The sequence below is a fragment of the Bacillus cereus group sp. BfR-BA-01492 genome, assembly GCF_022662815.1.
GTDB lineage: Bacteria > Bacillota > Bacilli > Bacillales > Bacillaceae_G > Bacillus_A > Bacillus_A cereus_BD.
Window position 1 is genome coordinate 145,917 of the sequence record NZ_JAKUEH010000010.1, and the last position, 23,133, is coordinate 169,049.

The following is a 23,133-nucleotide window of genomic DNA, read 5'->3' on the forward strand; positions in this document are numbered from 1 at the left end:
GCCTCCTTACAGACTTGCTTTTTTTGTATGATAGTCTGTTGCTTGCTCAAATGCATGTGCAACGCGGTAAATTGTCGCTTCATCGAAATGTTTACCAATGATTTGCAAACCAAGTGGCATATTGTTAGCACCGAATCCACATGGAACAGAAATCGCTGGAACACCTGCTAAGTTTACTGGGATTGTTAAAATGTCATTTGCATACATTGTCATTGGATCATCAATTTTTTCGCCCACTTTAAACGCTGGAGTTGGCGTTGTTGGTCCAATAATCACATCGTAATTTGCAAATACATTTTCAAAGTCATTTTTAATTAATGTGCGTACTTGTTGTGCTTTTTTGTAATATGCATCATAGTAACCAGAGCTAAGCGCAAATGTACCGAGCATAATACGACGTTTTACTTCGTCTCCAAATCCTTCACTACGCGTATTTTTGTAAAGATCCATTAAGTTATTCACATTATCAGAACGAACACCGTAGCGTACGCCATCAAAGCGTGACAAGTTAGCAGACGCTTCAGAAGAAGAAATTAAGTAGTACGTTGCTAGCGCGTATTTAGAGTGTGGAAGGGATACTTCTTCCCAAGTTGCACCCATACCTTCTAATACTTTTAAAGCAGCTAGTACTGACTCACGAGCTTCTTCGCCAACACCTTCTCCTAAATATTCTTTTGGTACAGCAATACGTAAACCTTTTACATCGCCTGTTAAACCGGCTAAATAGTTACCTACTTCAACATTTGCAGAAGTTGCATCCATACGGTCAATACCTGAAATAGCTTGTAATAAGTATGCATTGTCTTCTACAGTACGTGTAATTGGTCCGATTTGATCAAGTGAAGATGCAAATGCGACTAAACCATAACGAGATACACGTCCATAAGTTGGTTTTAATCCTACGACACCGCAATATGCAGCTGGCTGACGGATAGAACCACCTGTATCAGAACCTAAAGAGAATAATACTTCTCCTGCTGCTACTGCTGCTGCAGAACCACCGCTAGAACCACCCGGAACATACTCTAAATTCCATGGGTTTTTCGTAGCATAAAAACCAGAGTTTTCATTGGAAGAACCCATTGCAAACTCGTCCATGTTTAATTTACCAATTGTAATTGTGTCAGCTTCGTTTAACTTCTGCACAACTGTCGCATCATAAATCGGATCAAAGTTTGCTAATATTTTACTTGCACAAGTTGTACGAAGACCTTTTGTTACAATGTTATCTTTAACACCGATTGGCATACCGAATAATAGACCATTATCTTCAGCACCAATTTTTGCATCTAATTCTTTCGCTTTCGCACGCGCGTTTTCTTCATCTAATGTAAGAAACGCTTTTACGTTATCTTCAACATCCGCAATACGTTTGTAAGACTCTTCTACTAAATCCGTAACGGAAATTTCTTTGTTGTTTAATTTCTTATGTAACTCTGATACAGAATGATCAAATAATGACATCGAAATTCCCCTCCCCTATTCTAATACTGCTGGAACACGGATTTGATTCTCTTTGTGATCCGGTGCATTTTTTAATACTTCTTCTACTGGTAAACCTTTTTCTGGCACATCTTCACGCATAACATTTCTCATCGTTAATACGTGAGTTGTTGGTTTGACATTTGTTGTCTCCAATTCATTTAACTGTTCTGCAAAAGTAACGATTGCATCGAGTTGTTTTTGAAACTTTTCTGCTTCTTGATCTGTAATGGCAAGACGCGCTAAATGCGCTACATGCTTTACATTCTCAACGGAAATTCTTGACACGGCTAGGCCACCTCCATAATATATCGTTCAATCTACAATACTATTGATGATACCAAATTTTCAGTACTTCAAGCAAGTCAACACATGGCACTTATAGCACTTTTACATAAAAAAAGAAAGGCTTTTGCCTTTCTCGTAAATCACTCTTTATCTAATGGTTTATTTTTCGGAAATCTTTCGTTATCTTCTTCATTATCACGAATTGTTTTTTGAAGTACAAAACATGACATTGTTAAAAATAGTGTACCTATTAAATAGTATCCTTTTACACTAAGCGTTTCATCTAATGTATAAATACCAATTAACATACCTGAAAGCGCACAAACAAACGAAGTCCATGCTAAAAACGTGAACGCTTGCGTATTTCTCCTTCTCATTGTTCTCCCCCTTGTAGCTACATCTCCATTATAGATAAATATACTTATCATCATGGATTTTTATGTAATTTTTTTCTCTTTATTAATCTATCATAAAATTTTCTCACTTCACAACTTATTTTCGAACTAATCCGAAAAAACATTCAAATAAGATTGACATTTATTTCAATCAAACATAGAATAAAAATAAATATTACGAACTTCGAAATATACGGGAGTGGAAATAATTGTTGCAATATGAACATTTTTTAGATTTGCTGCTAGATAACGCCAAGAAGCTTTTCTATCCAGAAGAATGGGTAAGCCTTGATTTATCACTCTCTAAAACAGAAGTATTCTGCCTGTTATGGATGGAACGAAATACAGATATTACAATGACGAAAATCACTGAACTTCTCGATATCCCAATGAGCACAACAACCGGTGTTGTCAATCGTCTTGTGAAGAAAGGGTATATTGAGCGCTATCGAAATGAAAGTGACCGACGCATTGTATTGATTCGCTTAACAGAGTCAGGTATGCTACTCGTTCAAGAAGTGAAGCAAAACGCAGCTCATTACTTTCATCTTGTGACAGAAGCATTATCAGAAGAAGAAAAAGCATTCTTACTGCAAATCTTCCAAAAGATTATGAATCACATCTCTATGTCACAACAAAAACAAATCGAAAAGCTTCCTACACCTAAGATGAAAAATATTCCGATTGAATAAAGCCCTTTACGGGTCTTTTATTCAACATATATTTCGAAACCCGTAATATTCGACTACCGAAACAAAGGGGATATAAATATGAGAATTATTTTGTATACAGGTAAAGGTGGCGTAGGAAAAACTAGTATTTCAGCAGCAACAGCACTTCAAAGCGCAAAACAAGGATTAAAAACCTTAGTAATGAGCACTGATCCAGCTCATAGTTTAGGTGATTCATTTGGCATAAAGTTATCTTCTGAGCCAGTAGAAATTCGTGAAAATTTATGGGCACAAGAAATCAATACAATTTATGAAATGGAAAAAGGCTGGGGGAAATTACAAAAGTATATTACACTGCTGTTTACATCAAAAGCAGCTGATGATATTACAACTGAGGAATTAACGATGTTTCCTGGTATGGAAGATCTTATTAGTTTACTTCGCGTACTTGATTACTATAAGAAAAGAACATATGACGTTATCGTTATTGACTGTGCACCAACGGGAGAAACACTTGCTATGTTAAGTTTTCCTGACATGCTCGGATGGTGGATGGAAAAACTCTTTCCTATTAAAAGAAAAGTATTAAAGGTTGTCCGTCCTGTGGCACAACCTTTACTCGGTGTTCCTCTTCCTACAGATGATATTATGGATGAATTAACAAACACACTCAATCAACTAGGAGAAATGCGAGAACTTTTATCCAATCGTGATATAACAAGTATTCGCATTGTTGTAAATCCTGAAAAAATGGTGATTAAAGAGGCTCAGCGTAGCTTTACCTATTTAAATTTATATGATTATAACGTCGATGCGATTATGATAAATCGTGTAATTCCTGACACTGTCACTGACTCCTACTTTCAAGCATGGAAAGACTCCCAAAAGAAATATAAAGCACTCATCCAAGACAGCTTTCAACCTCTTCCTATTTATGAAGCTCCCATGTTTGAACAAGAAGTCATTGGGTTACCGATGTTAGAGCGTGTAGGGAGTGCCTTGTTTAAAAATGAACTCGATCCAACGGAAGTCAAATTTAACGGTCGTACACAATATGTCAAAAAAGATGAAGATGAATATCTCTTTGTTCTCTCTATCCCATTCTCTAATAAAAGTGAACTATCCTTAAACCAAAAAGGGGATGAACTCATCATTCGTGCTGGTTCTGTCAAACGAAACATTACGTTACCAAAAACATTAACGCATTTATCCGTTCAAGGTGCAAAATTTGAAGGCGATGTACTAAACATTCGGTTTGGAGGTGTAGTTCATGCATGAGGATTTGCTGAGACAAATCATTCGGATAAAAGTAGAAATAGGAATGTATATGGTAGAGAAATTGCCAACACCAATTCAACAATCCACTAAGAAGGTTCTAACTATCTTACAAGAAGAGCTTTCTTCTTGTACACAAGAAAAAGCACAAACTACGAAAAACAACTTGCAAAGTATTACCATTGAATAACAATATGAGAAGCCCTCTCCTTAGGGGCTTTCTATTCCTTTACTCGGAGATGATTGATTTGATTAAAACACCTAAAACGAAACATGTATCTACCAATATGATAATTTGGGTTATTCCCTTATTATTTTTCATTCATAATCTTGAAGAATCTATTAGTATGCCTCAATATCTCGCTCATCAATTCTCTATCAATTTCATAAATGCGCATCAATTTCTAATAGCAATTTGTATATTAACAACCATTGTTCTGCTCTTTATCATTCTATACCAACTTCATATTATATCGTGTATTTACTGGGTTATTTTCATACAAGGTGCTATTTTCTTTAACGCTGTTCAACATATAATTTTATTTTTCATGTATCGCTCATACAACCCTGGAGTGATATCAGCATTTATCATTGTACTGTTTTCCCTCTATTTATTTTCTTTCATACAAGTTCAAAAAAAGAAACTAGTCCTTATACTCGTTTTCAGCTTACTCTCCTATCCTTTCATGATTTGGATTACCTTATATTTAGCTAGTTTCTTTGACTAAGCAAAAGATGAGAGACCAGGAAATTTCCTGGTCTCTCCACTCTCCTTAACAGACGTTATTTTTTGTGGTATACAGAATTGGAAGGTACAAAAAATTAGGGTATCATCTGTTAAGTAAGATTATATGTTGAACGGGCTAACAGCGGAGGGGTCTCTTCTGTTAATCCGTTAAACGCACTATTATTTCACGATTTTTTCTAACTCATCAAGTGAAAGATCTACCGAGATAGAACCATCCTTTGTTTCTTTCTTAATTGCATCCGTTACTTCTTTTGAATGGTATAATTCAATCACTTTTTTGATTGTCGGATCATTTTTATCTTTCGTGCGAGCTGCGAAGATGTTAATATACGCTTTCGCACTGTCGTTTTTTGGATCTTCTAAGAAAATAGGATCTTTCGCTGGATTTAAACCAGCTTGACCAGCTACACCATTGTTAATAATGGAAGCTGCTACATCCTTTAATACACGAGGTGTTTGCTGCGCAATAACTGGTGTAATTTTTAATTTTTTTGGGTTTTCAGCAATACCACTTGGGTCACCGAATAAGCCGAAATCTTTTTTCAATTTTAATAGGCCCGCTGCATCAAGAAGTTTTAATGCACGTGCTTGGTTCGTTGGATCATTCGGAATCGCAATTTCTGAACCATTTGGAATTTCATTTGGTTTTTTATACTTTTCGGAGAATAATCCCATTGGTGCAATTTGCGTTGTACCTACAGCTGTAATATCTAATTTATGTTCCTTCTTAAACTGCTCTAAAAAGGCAATATGTTGAAATGAGTTCAATTCGATATCCCCATCAGCCAATGCTTTATTTGGCGTTGTGTAATCAGAGAACTCCACAAGTTTAACTTTAATACCTTCTTTCTCAGCTTTCTTCTGAAGAATGCTCCAAGCTTCTCCATCCGTTCCTGTTACACCGATGCGAACAACCTTCTCCTTTTCTTTCGCTTCAGCATCCCCATTTGAGCAACCACTCAAAGCTGTAATTCCTACAATTGCTGATAATGCAAACGCTACTATCTTTTTCATCTTCTATCCCTCTTCTCTTTTTTATGATCTTCTTAAAAATATTTTCGCAAAATAATTCCCTACATGTTGAGCTAATTGTACAAGAATAATAAGCAATACAACTGTTACGAACATAACTGATGTGTCAAAGCGTTGATAGCCATATGTCATTGCTAAATCACCAAGACCACCGCCACCGACAAGCCCAGCTACTGCTGAAAATTCAATTAAGCCAACAGTCATAAACGTAACCCCTAAAATTAATGGCGCCAACGCTTCTGGAACAAGAATTTCAAACACAATTCTTAATGGTGATGCCCCCATTGCTTGCGCCGCCTCGATTACTCCTTTCGGCACTGAAACAAGGTTTGTTTCTACCATTCTGGCAATTCCAATTGAAGCAACAAGTGTCATTGGAAAAATCGCTGCTGCTGTTCCGATTGTTGTTCCAATAACAGTTCTTGTAATTGGACTTAAAGCTACTAAAAAGATAATAAACGGAATGGGACGAATCGTATTAATAACAATATTAAGAATAGAAAAGACCAATTTATTTTCTAAAAAATTACCTTTCCTTGTCACATATAAAAGTAAACCTAGAGGTATACCAAGTATTGTAGCAAATATAAGAGTTACAATTACCATTAAGAGGGTATCCCCTGTCGCATCAAGAATCCGTGGCCAAAATATACTCCAATCAACTCGCATGTGCTTCAACCTCCTTTAGTTGTACTTGTAGTCTTAGATGTTGTAAGGCCTTTTGAATTTCTTTTTGCTCACCTTGCAGTTCGACAAGAAGATTTCCAAATAAAACATTTTGTAATTCAATAATGTTGCCGTAGAGTACATTTACATCCACATTATAATTTTTGGCAATATACGATAATACGGGCTGTCCTGTCTCTTCACCCGTAAATGTTAATCGATAAATCTGTCCACCATTTTGAATTTTTGCTAGTACACTTTCTGGTAAATGGTCATTCACAACAGAACGAACAAAATTTTGAGTCGTTTTTGTTTTTGGTTTTGTAAAGATATCAAATAATGTCCCTTCTTCAATGACTCTCCCTCTCTCCATAACTGCCACGCGGTGACAAATTTCTTTCACGACTTGCATTTCATGTGTAATGAGGAGAATTGTTAATTTATATTCTTTGTTTATTTTCTTTAATAGATTCAAAATCTCTGTTGTTGTTTCAGGATCTAATGCCGATGTTGCTTCATCACAAATAAGAATATCAGGTGATGTAGCAAGTGCTCTCGCAATCCCAACACGTTGTTTTTGTCCCCCTGACAATTGTTCTGGATAATAATTTGCTTTATCTTCTAATCCTACAAATTTCAACAGCTCATTTACTCTTTCTTTTATCTCCTTCTTTGGTACTTTCGCTAACTTTAGTGGATACGCAATATTTCCAAACACTGTTCTTGAATTGAATAAATTAAAGCTTTGGAAAATCATTCCGATTCTTTGTCTTAACTGTCGTAACTCCTTTGTTGTTAGAGATGTAATATCTTTATCATCTATTGCAACCGTTCCTGAAGTCGGTCTTTCTAACATATTAACTAAGCGTAATAATGTGCTTTTTCCAGCGCCACTAAACCCAATAATACCGAACACTTCTCCCTTTTTAATCGAAAGTGTTACATCTTCTACTGCATGAACAGGCTCTCCAACAGATTCATATACCTTACTTACATTTGTAAAAGAAATCATTTTCTTCCCTCCCATATGCTATAGCAACTTGAAGTAGAGCTCCCGAGGTGAAATAAAAAGTGCTCTCCTTCTTATCAGTCATAAAAGATAAGAAGGAGAGCACTTATACATATACTCGTTCACATCTTCTCATCTTTCAAGCCCTTTTTAGACTTGCTGGAATTAGCACGGTATTAAAAAACCCGTTGCTGAGGTATCATAGGGCCAGTCCCTCCACCTCTCTGGATAAGAATATATCGATTTAATTGTTATTTAATTATTTTTTATTATAAAACTCAGAAAAGTTAGAGTCAACATAAAATTTCTAAAGTATAGCAATTATTTTTCTATTGAAATTTTTACATCACATGTAAAATACTTCTCTTATTCTCTTCTGAAAAGGAAAATATCCCCGACTCATTGAATAAAATGACATGAATACGAAATATAGTGGAGGACGATAAATAATATGAAAACAGCACTGTTACTCGTTGATATTCAAAATGACTATTTTCCGAATGGAAAGATGGAATTACGTAATGCAGTAGAAGCTAGTGAGTATGCTCGTCAATTATTACAATATTTTCGACAAACAGACCAACCAATTTTTCATATTCAACATGTATCTTTTGGGGATCATGCAACTTTCTTCCTCCCCGATACAGAAGGTGTTCATATTCACGAAAACGTTCGTCCCTTACAAAATGAAACGATAATTTTAAAACACTATCCGAATAGCTTTCGAGAAACAAATCTATTACAAAAACTACAGCAATTCAAAATCGAGCGTGTTATTATATGCGGAATGATGACACATATGTGTATTGATGCTACCGTTAGAGCTGCTTTTGATTTTGGGTTTCATTGCACCGTTATCCATGATGCTTGCGCGACGAAAGACCTTCTCTTTAAAAACGCCACCATTCCCGCTGTTTACATTCATAACACCATTTTGGCAAGTCTAAATGAAGGATATGCTGATGTAATAAGTACAGAAGAATTTTTATCCGTCTAAAAAGTTGTATCTATTACCCTTTTTACTATATTTATGAATATAAAAAACACTACTTTCAGTCAACAAAACTGAAAGTAGTGTCCTCTTGCCTAGCCATAGATTTTCTTTCAAATTGTATTATACAGGAATTCTATAAAAATAATACAGAAAAATACGACGAATTGAATAGATTTTGTAGCATTCTATTCATTTCATAACATGACCTACGGCAAAAGAGTACAAAATAATAATCTTTTGTTGTAATACCAACACAAAATTACAATGGATCAGCTTAATCCAAAAATGTTCTTATCTTGCTACTATAAACGTAAAAAGAGCCTGTCCAAAAGTTATACATTTTGGACAGGCTCTTTTTGTTACTTCTTATAACGTTTCAGAAGTTGTTTTTGCTTGCATATGAAGCACTAAGTAATCAGGGCCACCAGCTTTAGAGTCTGTACCAGACATGTTAAAGCCACCGAATGGTTGGTAACCTACGATTGCTCCAGTACATCCACGGTTAAAGTATAAGTTACCTACGTGGAAGTCTTCACGTGCTTTTTCGATATGTGCACGGTTGTTAGAGATTACTGCTCCTGTTAAACCGTATTCTGTATTATTTGCAATTGCAAGCGCATGATCAAAGTCTTTCGCTTTACAGAATGCTACTACTGGTCCGAAGATTTCTTCTTTCATTAAGCGAGCATCTTCTGCAACGTCAGCAACGATTGTTGGCTGGATAAACCATCCTTTAGAATCGTCTCCTTCGCCACCTGCTACTATTTTCCCTTCTTCTTTCCCAATTGCAACATAGCTCATCACTTTATCAAATGCAGCTTGATCGTTTACTGGTCCCATATTTGTTCCTTTTTCAGCTGGGTTACCTACAGTTAATTCTTTTGTTAATTCAACTGCACGATTTAATACTTGATCGTATACATCTTCATGGATGACTGCACGAGAGCAAGCAGAACATTTTTGTCCTGAGAATCCGAATGCTGATGCAACGATAGATTTCGCTGCTAATTCAAGATCTGCTTCTTTATCAACAACGATTGTATCTTTACCACCCATTTCAGCAATAACGCGTTTTAACCAAATTTGACCTGGATGTACTTTTGCAGCGCGTTCGTAAATACGAATACCTACATCACGTGATCCAGTGAAACTAATGAAACGTGTACGAGGATGGTCTACTAAATAGTCACCAACTTCAGAACCACTACCAGGGATAAAGTTTACTACGCCTGCTGGTAAGCCTGCTTCTTCTAAAACTTCCATAAATTTCGCTGCTACTACAGGTGTTGTACTAGCTGGTTTTAATAATACTGTATTACCAGAAACTAACGCAGCTGTTGTCATTCCTGCCATAATTGCAAACGGGAAGTTCCAAGGTGAAATAATTACACCTACTCCTAGTGGAATATAAGAGAAACGGTTATATTCAATCGGACGGCTTTCTACTGGAATACCGTCTTTTAATTTCAACATTTGACGACCATAATATTCCATAAAGTCAATTGCTTCTGCTGTATCAGCATCCGCCTCATTCCATGGTTTACCTGCTTCTTTTACAAGAATAGCAGAGAACTCATGTTTTCTACGGCGAACGATTGCTGCAGCACGGAATAAAATGTCTGCACGCATTTCTGGTTTCGACTTTCTCCAAGTTTGGAATGTCTCATCAGCCACTTGCATTGCTTTTTCAGCTAATTCGCGACTAGCCTTTGAAACGCTACCAATAACTTCTTCTTTATTCGCAGGGTTTACAGAAACAATTTTATCTTCTGTAGTAATTTTTTCTCCCCCGATAATTAATGGATAGTCTTGTCCAAGATAAGATTCTACTTTCTTTAACCCTTCTTCAAACGCTAATTTATTAGCCTCTACTGAAAAATCTGTAAAGGGCTCATGTTTGTACGCTACTACCATTCTTTTTAGCCTCCCCTTAGAAAAACGTTTACATTTTACAACATTATTCTACACGATAATTTAGATTTATTCAAATATTCCTAGACTTATATTTTAAAAATTAATAAATTTTTAAAATATAATAAAAAGATTCATACAAAAGTATGAACCTAAAAAACATGCGTATATTCTAAAATATTTTTTCCAATTAACAAAATCGTCACCAATAAAAATAAAGTTCGGACATACCCAACACCTTTTTGCACTGCAAATCTCGATCCAAAATATGCTCCAATAATCATTGATAACCCCATAATAATACCGTATTCAAAATGAATAATATCTAAAAATAAAAATGTAATGAACGACACAATATTACTAACAAAATTTAAAACTTTTCCAGATGCAGCTGCTCGAATAAAATCCAAACCAATTAATAAAAATGCAAAAATTAAAAAGGATCCGGTACCTGGACCAAAAAAACCATCATAAAATCCGATCATTAAAATTGCAAAGTAAAACATTAAAGCTTTTCCCTTTGTCATCTTTTTATACGTAGAGACGCTTCCCCAATTCTTTTTTACAATAATATAAATAGCAATAAATACCAACATAACTAATACAAGTGGTCGTAAAATATCCGGCGGAATAAATTTTACAACTAACGCTCCCGCAATTGCTCCCATAATAGTTAATGGGATTAACTTTCCTACAATACGAAAATCAACTTTCTTTGAACGAATAAAATAAATTGTACTTGTGAATGCCCCCATTGTTGAAGCTAATTTATTTGTTGCAATCGCTGAAGCAGGTGGTAATCCTACAAACATAAGTGCAGGTAATGAAATCAATCCCCCTCCTCCAACAACAGAATCAATAAAAGAAGCTAAAAAACCGAAAGCAACTAGTAAAACGATAACCTGAAGACTTAATTCATCCATGTCTTTTCCCCTCATCCTTTTATTTGTAACATTAGAAATTATAACAAAATTACTAAAGAAAAAAAGCTATTCCATGAATGGAACAGCTTTTTTTCTTTAATTTAAAATTTTCACAAACGGTTCGTCCTGCTTCGCTTCACGTACAATTACCGCTTCTGGACGTTCAACGGATTTAATCGTTACTTGTACTTTCATATAGTTCGGGAAGTACTGCATGACACTTCCAGCTACATATTGAGTAAAACCGATGATTTCTGCTTTTCCGTTAAATTGAACAGGAATGTCCACTTTCATCTCTTTTAATTCATCATCCTTATAAAATCCTGTGCCAACAACGGCTCTGTAATCTCCTTCAAAATACTTGCTCAGATTCGTCTTAAAGTTATCCATCATGGCATGATCTTCACGTTTATCAGATTTCGCTGCTTCAGAAGGGAATAAGTAATACTTTTCATTCATTGGATTCCAGTCTTCAATCGAATCGCTGCCTTTATCAAGTTTGGCATAGGACAAAAAGTTTCCTGGTACAAGTGTCGACTTTGGCCCTTGACGATAAATAGCAAATATAACTGGAATCTCTTTTACTTTTGGATCCTCTTTTTGCATCTCTTTTAAAATTTCCTGTGCCATTTTCTTTCCTTGTTCTAACATCACTTTTTTTGAAATTTCACTTTCACGTGGATAACCGTGCTCTTCATTATAATATTGAACTGAATTCATCGCTAAGCCAACTACAACCCCACCAAGCTCAGCTTTATTATTCTTTTGCACATAATAGTCATGTTCTAAAATGTTGGAAAGATATATTGGGGCTTTTTTATGTTTCACCTCTAATGACGCTGAACCCTCTGGTAATGGTGGATTCAAACCGATATTAGGAAATTTCACGGCATCTTTTTTTAGTTTTTCTTCCAGTTCCTTTTGTTCAGCATCTGTCCGCTTTCTTTTGACAAGCATTTGAACCTTTTGGCCCGTTAAAATTTTGCCGCCTCCAAATAAATAATCCTTTGTACTAAATGATTCTTTTGCAATACGCATTAAACCTGTTTCAAACTCATCTATATCCAAACGACTATTTAACCCTTGTACAACTAAGCCACGTGCCTCACCTGGGTCAAACGGAACTGTCGTTTTATAGTAATCATCGGAAATAGAATACTTCGGAACAATCGCTTGTTCTTTCGCCTCACCCGATTTTTCAACGATTTTCTCTTCTTTTTTTAGCCCCGTGCTACAACCACTTACAAGTAGCCCAAGACTCAATACCGCTAATGCTATTTTTTTCATGGTAAGTGCACCTCTTACTTATTTAGCTCTTGTAAGAACCTCTCTTCATTCCAAATTTCAATATTATGTTTCTCTGCCTGTGCTAATTTCGATCCAGCCGCTTCACCTGCTATGACAAGGTCTGTACTTTTACTTACACTACCCGTTACTTTTCCGCCTAATGCTTCAATTTTTTTCTTTGCTTCACTTCGCCCCATAACTTCTAGTTTACCTGTTAATACAACTGTTTTTCCAGCAAAGTAAGATGCGATATTTTGCAAATCAGCACGCTTTATACCTTTATATGTCATATTAACACCATAATCTTTAAACTGTTGAATTAAGTGGAGTACATCTTCATTATCAAAGTACGTAACAATAGATTGCGCCATTTTTTCACCGATTTCATTAATCGCCTTTAATTCTTCTTCCCCAGCTTTCACAAGATTATCCATCGTTTCAAAATATTCAGCTAATGTTCGTGCTGCTTTTGCTCCAACATGGCGAATACCTAATCCAAATAACAAGCGCTCTAATGAGTTTTCTTTCGAAGCTTCAATTGCTTGTACTAAATTAGAAGCTGATTTTTCACCAAAGCGATCAAGCTGGAGTAACTGATCTTTCGTTAAGCCATATAAGTCCGCAAATGTTCGAATATAATTTGCTTCAAATAGTTGTGTGATAACGCGTTCTCCAAGCCCATCAATATTCATCGCATTACGTGATACAAAATGGATTAATCCTTCACGAATTTGAGCTGGACAAGCTGGATTAATACAGCGAAGAGCTACCTCTTCTTCTAAGCGAACAAGCTCACTATCACAAGTAGGACAGTGCGTTGGCATATGATACGCTTCTTCTTTACCAGTTCGTTTATCAAAAACAACATTCACAACCTCAGGAATAATATCGCCTGCCTTCTTCACAACGACATAATCGCCAATGCGAATGTCTTTTTCCCGAATTAAATCTTCATTATGTAAAGAAGCACGGCGTACAATCGTCCCAGCTACTCGCACCGGTTCAAGTTCCGCAGTTGGTGTCACGACCCCTGTACGTCCTACACTTAGTTCGATACCAGTTAATCGTGTTACAACTTCTTCAGCTGGGAATTTATAAGCGATTGCCCACCTTGGACTCTTCGCAGTCGTTCCTAAACGCTCTTGCAATGTTACATCATCTACTTTAATTACGATACCGTCAATTTCATAATCAAGATTGGGACGTTTTTCTTGCCATTCTTCTACGTAAGCAATGACTTCTTCAATCGTCTCACAGATGCGGCGATTCGGATTTGTTTTAAATCCTAGCTCTCCTAGAAAATCTAGTGATTCACTATGAGATGCAATTGTTTTTCCTTCTATATCAGCTAGTCCATATACAAACATAGATAAGTTACGTTTTGCTGCGATTTTCGGATCCAGTTGACGTAAAGATCCTGCCGCTGCGTTACGAGGATTAGCAAATACAGCTTCGCCATTTTGCTCTTTCTCTTCATTTAATTTTACAAATGAACGCTTCGGCATATAAGCCTCGCCTCGCACTTCTAACGTTACTTCTTCTTGTAAACGTAAAGGAATTGCCTTAATCGTTTTTAAATTTTGGGTAATATCTTCACCTGTAATACCATCGCCTCGTGTTGAACCTTGAATAAAGCGTCCTTTTTCATAGTGAAGAGAAACTGCAAGGCCGTCAATTTTCAATTCGCAAATATATCTTACATTCGCACCATCAATTCCTTGACAAACTCTACGATCAAAATCACGTAAATCCCCTTCATTAAATGCATTTCCTAAACTTAACATCGGCGATTTATGCGTTACCTTTTCAAATATATCAAGGACAGCTCCCCCAACACGAACGGAGGGAGAGTCTTCTGTCATAAATTCTGGGTTCTCTGTTTCTAATTTTATAAGTTCCTGCATGTTGCGGTCATATTCCGCATCAGAAACAGAAGGATTGTCTAATACGTGATATTGATAATTAAATGTATTTAAAAGATCACGAAGTTCTTCTATACGCTGTTTTACTGCTTCTTTTGACATATCCTCATTCCTTTCTTATTGTTTCGTCACGGGTGCAAATTTCGCTAATAATCGTTTAATTCCAATCGGGCTTGGGAATGCAATATCTAATTCTTTTGCATCACCTTCTCCTTTTACACTGACCACCGTACCGACTCCCCACTTTTGATGGAGCGCTTTATCGCCTACTGCCCAGCCAATTTGCTCTCCTCCTGTTGTTTTCACAGTTGACCTTACAATCTGCGAACGAGAACGTGTTGTTGTCGCTGCCACTTTTGCTTTTGCACCAAATGTTTCTCTTTTTGGTTTTGTTTCATTTAATGGCTCAATTAGTTCTGTCGGAATTTCTGAAATAAATCGAGATGCTGCATTCATATTTGTTCTACCAAATAATGTACGCATTTGCGCATTCGATAAATATAACTCCTCTTCCGCACGTGTAATCCCTACATACGCAAGACGGCGTTCTTCTTGCATTTCATCTTCTTCCATAAGCGAGCGAGTATGCGGGAAGACCCCTTCCTCTAAGCCAATAATGAAGACAACTGGAAACTCCAACCCTTTCGCTGAATGCATCGTCATTAAAATCACTTCTTCACCAGCAGTTGGGTCTTCATCCACTCGATCGATATCTGCAACAAGTGCTAAGTCTGTTAAGAACGCAACTAAACTCTTGTCCTCACTTTGTGATTCAAATGTTTGCGTAACAGATAAAAACTCGTCTAAGTTTTCTAAGCGGCCTTCAGATTCTAAAGTTCGCTCATTCTTAAGCATGTCGCGATAACCCGTTTTTTCGATTACTTCTTCTACTAATTCTGTAACTGATAAATATTCTTGCATGTTTACCCAATTGTGTAATAAACCCGCAAATTCTTTTACAGCTTTTGTAATTTTCGCACTCACACCAACATGTTCAATTTCATCTAATACAGCTGTTAATGAAATCCCATTTTGTACACCGTAATTAATAATCTTATCAATGGAAGTGGCACCGATTCCGCGTTTTGGCATATTAATAATGCGCGCAAAGCTAATTTCATCGTCCGGATTCGCAATAAGGCGTAAATATGCCAAAATATCTTTAATTTCTTTACGGTCATAGAACTTAATTCCGCCAACAATTTTGTATGGGATATTCGATTTCAAGAAAATCTCCTCGACCATACGAGATTGGGCATTCGTACGATATAATACAGCAAAATCTGTATACTTTCTGTTGCCCATTTGAACTTCATCACGAATTTTTTTAGCAACAAAGTATGCCTCATCTTTTTCCGTTGCAGCGCGATAATATGAAATCTTGCTCCCAATTTGATTTTCTGTCCATAATTTCTTTGGCTTACGATTTATATTGTTCTCAATAACAGCATTCGCTGCATTTAAAATATTTTTTGTGGAACGGTAGTTTTGTTCTAACAAAATAACCTTTGCGTTCTCATAGTCCTTTTCAAATGAAAGAATGTTAGAAATATCCGCACCACGCCAACGATAAATTGACTGATCTGAATCACCAACAACACAAAGATTTTTAAAGCGCGCTGCCAGTTTATTTACAAGCATATACTGCGCTCTGTTCGTATCTTGATACTCGTCCACATGAATATATTGAAACTTACGTTGATAAAATTCCAATACCTCAGGTACGCGCTCAAACAAGTGAATGGTTGTCATAATTAAATCATCAAAATCCAATGAATTATTTTTCAAAAGACGCTTCTGATATTCTGTATACACATCGCTTGATAATTTTTCAAATGGATCCGCAATTGAAATTTGTTTTGCATACTTCTCTGCAGATAACAATTCATTTTTTGCATTGCTAATACGAGCTAAAATAGAACGTGGATCAAATTTTTTCGGATCAATATTACGTTCTTTCATAATCTTTTTTACAACAGTAAGTTGATCGCTTGCATCTAAAATAGTGAAGTTTCGATTAATTCCAATGCGATCAATGTCACGTCGTAAAATGCGTACACACATAGAGTGGAATGTAGAAATCCAAATATCTTCTGCCTCAGGTCCAACAAGTGTATCGATACGTTCACGCATTTCACGAGCTGCCTTATTTGTGAAGGTAATTGCTAGTATGTTCCACGGCGCAACACCCTTCTCACCAAGCAAGTATGCAATGCGGTGTGTTAACACGCGTGTTTTACCACTACCTGCACCCGCCATTAATAAAAGGGGGCCTTCTGTTGTTTGTACCGCTTTTTGCTGCTCTGGGTTTAAACCGTTCAATAATCGATCTGTCATACTCATATTTACTTGCACCTACTCTCCTTTTACAGCTTTTACTGTTTGTAACGCTGCTTTTATATTCTCATAAATGACATTCCCAACAACAACTGTATCGGCATATTGTGCTACCTCTTTTGCCTCTTTCGCATTTGAAATTCCGCCGCCGTAATACAACTTCGCTTGCTGTAATTCTGCCTTTACTTTCTTAACAAGTTCCACATCTCCGTATATGCCGCTATATTCTAAATAGAAAATCGGTAAGTGTAACAGCTTGTCTGCCATGCGAGCATATGCAATCACATCATCTTCTGTTAAGTCACATTTTGCTTCTGTCAGCTGAGCTACTTTCGCTTCCGGATTTAAAACACAATATCCTTCCATGAAAATTTCATCCCAGTTCATAATATCTCCAAATTCTTTTAGCGCCTCATGATGAACACCCGTTAACCATTCGACTTTTCGGCTATTCAACACGCTTGGTATATAATAAAAATCAAATCCTGGTGTAATTGCTTCCACATTAGAAACTTCTAATACACAAGGAACTGCATATCTACGAATGCTTACAAGCATGTGCAATACATTATCAATTGTAACTCCATCACTTCCGCCTACAATAACAGCATCTGTGCCAGACTCACAAATCATCTCTAAATGTTCATCACTTATTTCCTTATTCGGATCAAGTTTAAATACATGTTTCCACTTTGAAATATCGTACATGAAAACACCCTTTCTTTTTTCTAATCACCTATTTATTCAAAAAAGTAGTCCAAAAAACGCTAGCTACATAGCGAAAAAATGGGACTGGGCTTTTTTCATTTCCTTTACGCATTCTTACATTATAACAAAAAAAACATCTTACACACACGCCCTAATCAACATCTTTTCCACCGTCAAATGTTGGATTACATATCGCAAAACTTAAGCGGAACAATAAGAGATGAAATAGTACTTTTTCTATTTCTAAGCTCATTAAGAAAGGAATGTTTTTCTGATGAAGCCAAATATCGGGACAATAAATGCCCTAATTCGAATTACACTCGGATTCGTTCTGTTAAGTTGTAGTACAGCTAAACTCGTACGTAAACCGTGGTGTACTTGGTCTCAAGTTTTATTATGGTGCGGTGCGATGAAAATTGCGGAGGGGATTGTTCGGTTTTGTCCAATTGTAGAGGCATTGAAATTCGGAAAATATATGAATGCTTTTAAAATTCCTAGCATGGATTTTAAGAAAACGGGACATACTAATCAAGAAGCGGATTCCCCTTCTAGTTCTGACAAACAAACGTCGAATGGAAGTTATGATGCTTCTGACAAAGAGATTGAGTCAGCAATTGAAAAAGCAATTCTGACCAAACCGCTTTGAATCATTTGTCATAGATGCTCTCAAAAAGACTTAGCTGCTGCAGTGGGCAGCTAAGTCTTTTTATTTTACCATAAATAAGAACATACATTCTCAATCTGTAATTTTTCTGAATTTTTTCATTTTAGATATTGTTTAAATGATATAAAAGTGATATCATTTTTATATCAATAGGAGGCGATTTGTATGAAAGAAAAACAGGTGTTTTATGTAAATGGATTTCTAGGTATTATCGGGCTCTTAGTCTTAGCCGGTATCGGTGTATTTTGCCTCGTACAAGAAGTATTTATCGCAGCTGCACTTTGTATCATTTTAGCTGCCATTCTTGCTACTGGCATTGGAATTGTTTCACCAAACCAGGCAAAAGTCATTACATTTTTCGGTAATTATTTAGGAACGATTCGTGAAAATGGGTTATATTTAACAGTTCCTTTATCCTTCCGTCAAACTGTTTCCCTTCGCGTAGAAAATTTTAATAGTAAAAAATTAAAAGTAAATGATATTGATGGGAATCCAATTGAAATCGCAGCTGTTGTTGTTTATAAAGTTGTGGATTCAGCAAAAGCAATTTTCGGTGTAGAACATTATGATGAATTCGTAGAAATTCAAAGTGAAACAGCGATCCGCCACGTCGCAACGAAATATCCGTATGATAATTTTCAAGATGATACGTGCGTCACACTACGCGGAAATGCCGAAGAAATTTCAGAAGAACTAAAGCGTGAACTAGAAGCGCGCTTAGAAATCGCTGGTGTAGAAGTATTAGAAACTCGTTTAACACATTTAGCTTACGCGACAGAAATTGCACATGCGATGCTACAGCGTCAGCAAGCAAAAGCAGTACTGGCTGCACGTAAAGAAATTGTTGAAGGTGCCGTTCAAATGGCGAAAGATTCTATTCAAAAGCTAGATGAAGAAGGTATACTTGATTTAGATGATGAACGTAAAGCAAACATGGTGAATAACTTATTAGTTGCTATCGTTTCAGATAAAGGAGCGCAGCCAGTTATTAATACAGGAAGTCTATATTAAAGGTTGTAGGTAATTATGGCAAAAAAGAAAAGTTTTCCACTACGTATTGATCCTGAATTACACGCAATCATTGAAAAATGGGCGAATGATGAGTTTCGAAGCGTCAATGCTCATATCGAGTATTTGCTTCGCGAAATGGCAAAGCAAAAAGGAAGATTAAAGAAAGAAAAAGATATGTAAAAAGCTCACTGAATTCTCAATGAGCTTTTTCATCTTTATAATTGTTCTCCTCTTTTATAAAAAACAATTCATCAATGAACTTACATAATGCTGCTGTTTTTACACTATCCTTCCGATAAATAAAATAGGTGGGAATAAACCGATTTTCACTCACTAACGGCGTATGCACAAGTTCTTTATGTCCATCAAATTGCTCTGCTACTTCCCTCGGTAACATGGATACTCCAAGTCCAGCCTTTACGCATCCAATAATCCCATCTAAAGAATTTAATTCCATTACTTTCTTTGGAACAATTTCTTCAGATAGTAACCATTCCTCCAAGACTTTTCGATAGAAACAACCAGATTGAAACACAATAAAAGACTGCGTTTTGGCACTTTCACGATTCCATAACACATTACGTTTCGAAAGCAACATCATTTCCTCTTGAAATACTTCCATCTTTTCTAAAGCTGGATCATCTATGCAATCTGCTACGAAAGCTCCTTCTATTTCGTATAACAATACCTTCTTCGTTAACTCTTCCGTATTATTCGTTTGTAGCATAATTTCCACTTCTGGATACTGCATATGATACTGCGATAAAATAGATGGTAATCGAACTGCTGCTGCTGTTTCCATAGCACCAATTTTTAATACTCCACCAGGCTCTGCGGTATGCTTCACTTGTCTTTTTGATTCATTGAATAATTGAATCATCTTTTCAGCATATGTTAACAACTTTACACCAGCCGGTGTTAACGTAACTCCGTCTCGGTGTCTATAAAATAACTGTGCTTCATATTCAGCCTCTAATCTTTTTATTTTTGCCGTTATATTTGATTGAACAAAATTTAATCGTATCGCTGCTTTTGAAATACTTTTCTCTTGTGCAACCATATAAAAAGCTATAAAATCTTGTAAATTCATGTCTCTTCCTTCCTATCATTTATTTTGATATTACATATAAAAAAACGATATTTTACGCTCCCTATATATTTCCTTACCATATGTATAAGAGGTTCTTTTCAGAAGGGGGATTGTATGAACGAAACAAACATATGGAAAATGATTGTAGCCGGCATATTTTCTTTAATAGCTGTTATGGGAATTAATCGATTTGCCTATACACCTATTATTTCTTTTATGGAAAAGCAAGTTCATGTAGAAGCTGATTTAGCTGGATATTTAGCCTCCAGTAACTATTTGGGATATTTGCTTGGAGCATTCTTTATTGGATTTAGAACGATTATGAACCGTGAAAAAGTTTTACATTACTGTCTACTTCTTAATGTCCTTTCAACCATTTTTATGGGTTTCACCTCATCTATTGCGATATGGTTCTCACTTCGATTTATCGGCGGATTCACAAGTGCAATTGTATTCGTTCTTGCTTCCAGTATTGTTTTAGATTACTTATTTCAGAGAAACAAAGTCATGCTAAGCGGCATGATTTATAGCGGTGTTGGAATGGGTATTATTTGCGCTGGAGTATTCGCTCCGTTATTCAACTCTACTTCAAATTGGCAAGGTGCTTGGATTGGATTAGGACTTATTAGTTTTTGTTTAACTATTTTTGTGTGGAAATGGTTAAAAGAAGATACGAAACATACCGAGAAAAAATCAAAAGTTCCTTCAATCCATACAAATCATAGAAAAAACTATTTATTTTGGCTTATTTTAGCTTATGGATTTGAAGGGTTTGGCTATATCATTACTGGTACTTTCCTTGTTACGATTGTCGAAAGAATGACACATTCCCTCTTTTACGCGTCTTGTAGCTGGATTATTGTTGGAATTGCCGTGATTCCATCTAGCTATCTTTGGTCAAGTCTTGCACAAAAATACGGAACAACGCGTACCCTTACTTTTGCTTATATTTTACAAATGATAAGTATCCTTTCCCCACTCCTCCTTCCAAATGTTCTCGGAGCATTTTTAAGCGCATTATTTCTGGGAGGCACCTTTGTTGGGATTACCATCTTAACAACGACAGAAGCAAAGCGAATCAAGCCAAATGAAAGTAATAAAATTATCGGTTATACAACAGGTGTTTATGGAATTGGGCAAATTATCGGGCCCATATTAACAGGTGTTATCGCAAAACAAACTGATAGCTTTTTCTTACCACTTCTCATCGCCGCTCTCACTTTATTCATCGCAATTCTACTCTTATTCATCGGTGAAATACGCTGTAAACAAGCAGCCAAAAACTGTCTATCGGTACAAGACTCTTTATAAGCTGTTGAAACCCTTCCACATTCCCTCCCTTATTTCCTTTCAAAAAAAGAAGCTAACATCTGTTAGCTTCTCGTCATTTCATTTCCAATTGCTCGATATCCTATATCATTTCGATAAAATAAACCATCGCTCTTAATCTTTTCAACTTCTGTATATACTTGATCTTTGGCAGATTGTAAGTCATGTGCTTTGCATGTAACAAATAGCACACGGCCACCATTTGTTACAAAATCTCCATGCTGCATCTTTGTCCCTGCATGGAACACAATTACATCTTCTAACGTCTCTAGTCCAGAAATAATAGCACCTTTTTCATATGATTCCGGATATCCTTTTGAGGCAAGTACGACACCAATCACAGCTTCTTTAGACCATTTTAGTGTTAACTCACGATTATCCAATACAGCATGACATACATCAACTAAATCATTTTCCAAGCGAGGTAATACAACTTCTGTTTCTGGATCACCAAATCGCGCATTAAATTCAATTACTTTTGGCCCTTCTTTTGTTAAAATGAGCCCGGCATATAAAATCCCTGTAAATGAACGGCCTTCTTGGATCATTGCTTTTGCAGTTGGATGTAAAATTTTCTCAACCGCTTCACTAACCGCTGATTGTGGAATTTGCGGTACTGGAGAATATGCTCCCATCCCGCCTGTATTCGGTCCTTTATCCCCATCAAAAGCACGTTTATGATCTTGTGCAATTACCATTGGGTGTACTGTTGTTCCATTTACAAATGCCATTAAAGAAAATTCTTGTCCATCTAAAAACTCTTCAATAACAATCTTTTTACTCGACTCACCAAATTTTACATCGTGCAGCATTTCTCGCGCAGCTTCGAGTGCCTCTTCAAGCGTCATTGCGACTGTCACGCCTTTACCAGCTGCTAAACCGTCCGCTTTAATTACAATTGGTGCACCGACTTTTTTTATGTATGCGACTGCTTCCTCATAATCCGTGAATGTTTCATATGCTGCTGTTGGAATATCATATTTTTTCATTAATTCTTTTGCAAAAGCTTTACTTCCTTCAATTACAGCAGCCGCTTTATTCGGTCCAAAAATGCGAAGCCCCTCTGCTTCAAAACGATCAACGATTCCATTCATAAGCGGAATTTCTGGACCAACAAATGTGAAACCGATATTGTTTTCTTTCGCAAATAAAATAAGTGCATCAAAATCATGTTCCTCGATATCAATTGGTGTTGCTACATCTCGCATCCCTTCATTACCTGGTGCTACATACACCTTTCCCACTTGCTCAGACTGTGCAAACTTCCAAGCTAAAGCATGTTCACGTCCACCGCGGCCAATTACTAATACATTCATATTTCATCCTCCACTTTTAAAACGGAAAATAGGGGCAACCCTATTTTCCGTGTCGTATTTTGTAGATACGTCGAT

Annotated in this window: 23 protein-coding genes and 1 riboswitch; of the genes, 9 read left to right on the plus strand and 14 right to left on the minus strand. The window is 36.4% G+C overall.

What is annotated here, in order from left to right:
• Positions 1 to 6 precede the first annotated feature (6 nt).
• The 3 genes from gatA to MR063_RS14195 form a co-directional block, all read right to left on the minus strand.
• Positions 7 to 1,464: an Asp-tRNA(Asn)/Glu-tRNA(Gln) amidotransferase subunit GatA gene (gene gatA, locus MR063_RS14185; RefSeq protein ID WP_242198734.1), complete on the minus strand. Its 1,458-nt coding sequence runs from the start codon at positions 1,462 to 1,464 to the stop codon at positions 7 to 9.
• A 15-nt stretch (positions 1,465 to 1,479) separates the two neighbouring features.
• A complete protein-coding gene (gatC, locus tag MR063_RS14190; RefSeq protein ID WP_242198736.1) occupies positions 1,480 to 1,770 on the minus strand; it encodes an Asp-tRNA(Asn)/Glu-tRNA(Gln) amidotransferase subunit GatC in 291 nt (96 codons plus the stop codon).
• A 140-nt stretch (positions 1,771 to 1,910) separates the two neighbouring features.
• Complete coding sequence (locus MR063_RS14195) at positions 1,911 to 2,147, minus strand: YiaA/YiaB family inner membrane protein (protein ID WP_001254393.1); 237 nt, start codon at positions 2,145 to 2,147, stop codon at positions 1,911 to 1,913.
• A 227-nt stretch (positions 2,148 to 2,374) separates the two neighbouring features.
• On the opposite strand from MR063_RS14195, the gene MR063_RS14200 reads away from it, so the two are divergent.
• The 4 genes from MR063_RS14200 to MR063_RS14215 all read left to right on the plus strand — a co-directional run bounded on the left by MR063_RS14200 (position 2,375) and on the right by MR063_RS14215 (position 4,839).
• The gene (locus MR063_RS14200) at positions 2,375 to 2,857 is read left to right on the plus strand and encodes a MarR family winged helix-turn-helix transcriptional regulator (protein ID WP_242198738.1); all 483 of its coding nucleotides are present in this window, start codon (positions 2,375 to 2,377) and stop codon (positions 2,855 to 2,857) included.
• Positions 2,858 to 2,935: 78 nt separating this feature from the next.
• Positions 2,936 to 4,114, plus strand: a complete 1,179-nt coding sequence (locus MR063_RS14205; protein WP_242198740.1) for an ArsA family ATPase — start codon at positions 2,936 to 2,938, stop codon at positions 4,112 to 4,114.
• Positions 4,107 to 4,301 carry a DUF3926 domain-containing protein gene (locus tag MR063_RS14210; RefSeq protein ID WP_242198742.1) on the plus strand — a complete coding sequence of 65 codons (195 nt, stop codon included), beginning with the start codon at positions 4,107 to 4,109 and terminating at the stop codon, positions 4,299 to 4,301. The genes MR063_RS14205 and MR063_RS14210 overlap by 8 nt, the downstream gene beginning before the upstream one ends.
• A gap of 58 nt (positions 4,302 to 4,359) precedes the next feature.
• Entirely contained in the window at positions 4,360 to 4,839 is a 480-nt protein-coding gene (locus MR063_RS14215; RefSeq protein ID WP_242198744.1) for an HXXEE domain-containing protein, read from the plus strand.
• Between the two features lie 179 nt (positions 4,840 to 5,018).
• Here MR063_RS14215 and MR063_RS14220 read toward each other — a convergent pair whose 3' ends face one another.
• The 3 genes from MR063_RS14220 to MR063_RS14230 are packed head-to-tail and all read right to left on the minus strand — an operon-like array spanning position 5,019 to position 7,569.
• Positions 5,019 to 5,873 (minus strand): MetQ/NlpA family ABC transporter substrate-binding protein, encoded by an 855-nt coding sequence (locus MR063_RS14220; protein ID WP_242198746.1) that lies wholly within the window; start codon positions 5,871 to 5,873, stop codon positions 5,019 to 5,021.
• A gap of 21 nt (positions 5,874 to 5,894) precedes the next feature.
• Entirely contained in the window at positions 5,895 to 6,560 is a 666-nt protein-coding gene (locus tag MR063_RS14225; protein WP_242144321.1) for a methionine ABC transporter permease, read from the minus strand.
• The gene (locus MR063_RS14230) at positions 6,550 to 7,569 is read right to left on the minus strand and encodes a methionine ABC transporter ATP-binding protein (protein WP_242198748.1); all 1,020 of its coding nucleotides are present in this window, start codon (positions 7,567 to 7,569) and stop codon (positions 6,550 to 6,552) included. Before MR063_RS14230 ends, MR063_RS14225 begins: the two co-directional genes overlap by 11 nt.
• Before the next feature lie 126 nt (positions 7,570 to 7,695).
• Positions 7,696 to 7,801: riboswitch (SAM riboswitch) on the minus strand.
• 216 nt (positions 7,802 to 8,017) lie between these two features.
• Between MR063_RS14230 and MR063_RS14235 the strand changes: the two genes are divergently transcribed.
• Positions 8,018 to 8,563: a cysteine hydrolase family protein gene (locus MR063_RS14235; RefSeq protein ID WP_242198750.1), complete on the plus strand. Its 546-nt coding sequence runs from the start codon at positions 8,018 to 8,020 to the stop codon at positions 8,561 to 8,563.
• A 363-nt stretch (positions 8,564 to 8,926) separates the two neighbouring features.
• Here the strand turns inward: MR063_RS14235 and pruA are convergent, their stop codons facing one another.
• The 6 genes from pruA to pcrB all read right to left on the minus strand — a co-directional run bounded on the left by pruA (position 8,927) and on the right by pcrB (position 17,648).
• A complete protein-coding gene (pruA, locus tag MR063_RS14240) occupies positions 8,927 to 10,474 on the minus strand; it encodes an L-glutamate gamma-semialdehyde dehydrogenase (RefSeq protein WP_242198753.1) in 1,548 nt (515 codons plus the stop codon).
• 149 nt (positions 10,475 to 10,623) lie between these two features.
• Complete coding sequence (locus MR063_RS14245) at positions 10,624 to 11,394, minus strand: TSUP family transporter (protein WP_242198756.1); 771 nt, start codon at positions 11,392 to 11,394, stop codon at positions 10,624 to 10,626.
• Positions 11,395 to 11,490: 96 nt separating this feature from the next.
• On the minus strand, positions 11,491 to 12,681 hold the full coding sequence (locus MR063_RS14250; protein ID WP_242198758.1) for a CamS family sex pheromone protein: 1,191 nt from the start codon (positions 12,679 to 12,681) through the stop codon (positions 11,491 to 11,493).
• Between the two features lie 14 nt (positions 12,682 to 12,695).
• Complete coding sequence (ligA, locus tag MR063_RS14255) at positions 12,696 to 14,705, minus strand: NAD-dependent DNA ligase LigA (RefSeq protein WP_242198760.1); 2,010 nt, start codon at positions 14,703 to 14,705, stop codon at positions 12,696 to 12,698.
• 15 nt (positions 14,706 to 14,720) lie between these two features.
• A complete protein-coding gene (gene pcrA, locus MR063_RS14260) occupies positions 14,721 to 16,946 on the minus strand; it encodes a DNA helicase PcrA (RefSeq protein WP_242198762.1) in 2,226 nt (741 codons plus the stop codon).
• A 12-nt stretch (positions 16,947 to 16,958) separates the two neighbouring features.
• Positions 16,959 to 17,648: a heptaprenylglyceryl phosphate synthase gene (gene pcrB, locus MR063_RS14265; RefSeq protein WP_242198763.1), complete on the minus strand. Its 690-nt coding sequence runs from the start codon at positions 17,646 to 17,648 to the stop codon at positions 16,959 to 16,961.
• Between the two features lie 274 nt (positions 17,649 to 17,922).
• On the opposite strand from pcrB, the gene MR063_RS14270 reads away from it, so the two are divergent.
• The 3 genes from MR063_RS14270 (at position 17,923) to MR063_RS14280 (ending at position 19,503) form a co-directional block, all read left to right on the plus strand.
• Positions 17,923 to 18,294, plus strand: a complete 372-nt coding sequence (locus tag MR063_RS14270; RefSeq protein WP_242198765.1) for a YgaP family membrane protein — start codon at positions 17,923 to 17,925, stop codon at positions 18,292 to 18,294.
• Positions 18,295 to 18,477: 183 nt separating this feature from the next.
• Complete coding sequence (locus MR063_RS14275; RefSeq protein WP_242198767.1) at positions 18,478 to 19,323, plus strand: SPFH domain-containing protein; 846 nt, start codon at positions 18,478 to 18,480, stop codon at positions 19,321 to 19,323.
• 15 nt (positions 19,324 to 19,338) lie between these two features.
• On the plus strand, positions 19,339 to 19,503 hold the full coding sequence (locus MR063_RS14280; RefSeq protein ID WP_242198768.1) for a type II toxin-antitoxin system antitoxin: 165 nt from the start codon (positions 19,339 to 19,341) through the stop codon (positions 19,501 to 19,503).
• Between the two features lie 16 nt (positions 19,504 to 19,519).
• Here the strand turns inward: MR063_RS14280 and MR063_RS14285 are convergent, their stop codons facing one another.
• Positions 19,520 to 20,413: a LysR family transcriptional regulator gene (locus MR063_RS14285; protein ID WP_242198770.1), complete on the minus strand. Its 894-nt coding sequence runs from the start codon at positions 20,411 to 20,413 to the stop codon at positions 19,520 to 19,522.
• Positions 20,414 to 20,527: 114 nt separating this feature from the next.
• Between MR063_RS14285 and MR063_RS14290 the strand changes: the two genes are divergently transcribed.
• Positions 20,528 to 21,724, plus strand: coding sequence for a YbfB/YjiJ family MFS transporter (locus MR063_RS14290; protein WP_242198772.1), 1,197 nt, complete (start codon positions 20,528 to 20,530; stop codon positions 21,722 to 21,724).
• A 62-nt stretch (positions 21,725 to 21,786) separates the two neighbouring features.
• Here the strand turns inward: MR063_RS14290 and purD are convergent, their stop codons facing one another.
• Positions 21,787 to 23,058 (minus strand): phosphoribosylamine--glycine ligase, encoded by a 1,272-nt coding sequence (gene purD / locus MR063_RS14295; protein WP_242198776.1) that lies wholly within the window; start codon positions 23,056 to 23,058, stop codon positions 21,787 to 21,789.
• Positions 23,059 to 23,133 lie beyond the last annotated feature (75 nt).

Coding starts and splice junctions, on each gene's coding strand:
- gatA (WP_242198734.1), bottom strand. CDS start 1,464: ATGTCATTATTTGATCATTCTGTATCAGAGTTACATAAGAAATTAAAC.
- MR063_RS14195 (WP_001254393.1), bottom strand. CDS start 2,147: ATGAGAAGGAGAAATACGCAAGCGTTCACGTTTTTAGCATGGACTTCG.
- MR063_RS14205 (WP_242198740.1), top strand. CDS start 2,936: ATGAGAATTATTTTGTATACAGGTAAAGGTGGCGTAGGAAAAACTAGT.
- MR063_RS14210 (WP_242198742.1), top strand. CDS start 4,107: ATGCATGAGGATTTGCTGAGACAAATCATTCGGATAAAAGTAGAAATA.
- MR063_RS14220 (WP_242198746.1), bottom strand. CDS start 5,873: ATGAAAAAGATAGTAGCGTTTGCATTATCAGCAATTGTAGGAATTACA.
- MR063_RS14225 (WP_242144321.1), bottom strand. CDS start 6,560: ATGCGAGTTGATTGGAGTATATTTTGGCCACGGATTCTTGATGCGACA.
- MR063_RS14230 (WP_242198748.1), bottom strand. CDS start 7,569: ATGATTTCTTTTACAAATGTAAGTAAGGTATATGAATCTGTTGGAGAG.
- MR063_RS14235 (WP_242198750.1), top strand. CDS start 8,018: ATGAAAACAGCACTGTTACTCGTTGATATTCAAAATGACTATTTTCCG.
- pruA (WP_242198753.1), bottom strand. CDS start 10,474: ATGGTAGTAGCGTACAAACATGAGCCCTTTACAGATTTTTCAGTAGAG.
- MR063_RS14245 (WP_242198756.1), bottom strand. CDS start 11,394: ATGGATGAATTAAGTCTTCAGGTTATCGTTTTACTAGTTGCTTTCGGT.
- MR063_RS14250 (WP_242198758.1), bottom strand. CDS start 12,681: ATGAAAAAAATAGCATTAGCGGTATTGAGTCTTGGGCTACTTGTAAGT.
- ligA (WP_242198760.1), bottom strand. CDS start 14,705: ATGTCAAAAGAAGCAGTAAAACAGCGTATAGAAGAACTTCGTGATCTT.
- pcrA (WP_242198762.1), bottom strand. CDS start 16,946: ATGAGTATGACAGATCGATTATTGAACGGTTTAAACCCAGAGCAGCAA.
- pcrB (WP_242198763.1), bottom strand. CDS start 17,648: ATGTACGATATTTCAAAGTGGAAACATGTATTTAAACTTGATCCGAAT.
- MR063_RS14270 (WP_242198765.1), top strand. CDS start 17,923: ATGAAGCCAAATATCGGGACAATAAATGCCCTAATTCGAATTACACTC.
- MR063_RS14275 (WP_242198767.1), top strand. CDS start 18,478: ATGAAAGAAAAACAGGTGTTTTATGTAAATGGATTTCTAGGTATTATC.
- MR063_RS14280 (WP_242198768.1), top strand. CDS start 19,339: ATGGCAAAAAAGAAAAGTTTTCCACTACGTATTGATCCTGAATTACAC.
- MR063_RS14285 (WP_242198770.1), bottom strand. CDS start 20,413: ATGAATTTACAAGATTTTATAGCTTTTTATATGGTTGCACAAGAGAAA.
- MR063_RS14290 (WP_242198772.1), top strand. CDS start 20,528: ATGAACGAAACAAACATATGGAAAATGATTGTAGCCGGCATATTTTCT.
- purD (WP_242198776.1), bottom strand. CDS start 23,058: ATGAATGTATTAGTAATTGGCCGCGGTGGACGTGAACATGCTTTAGCT.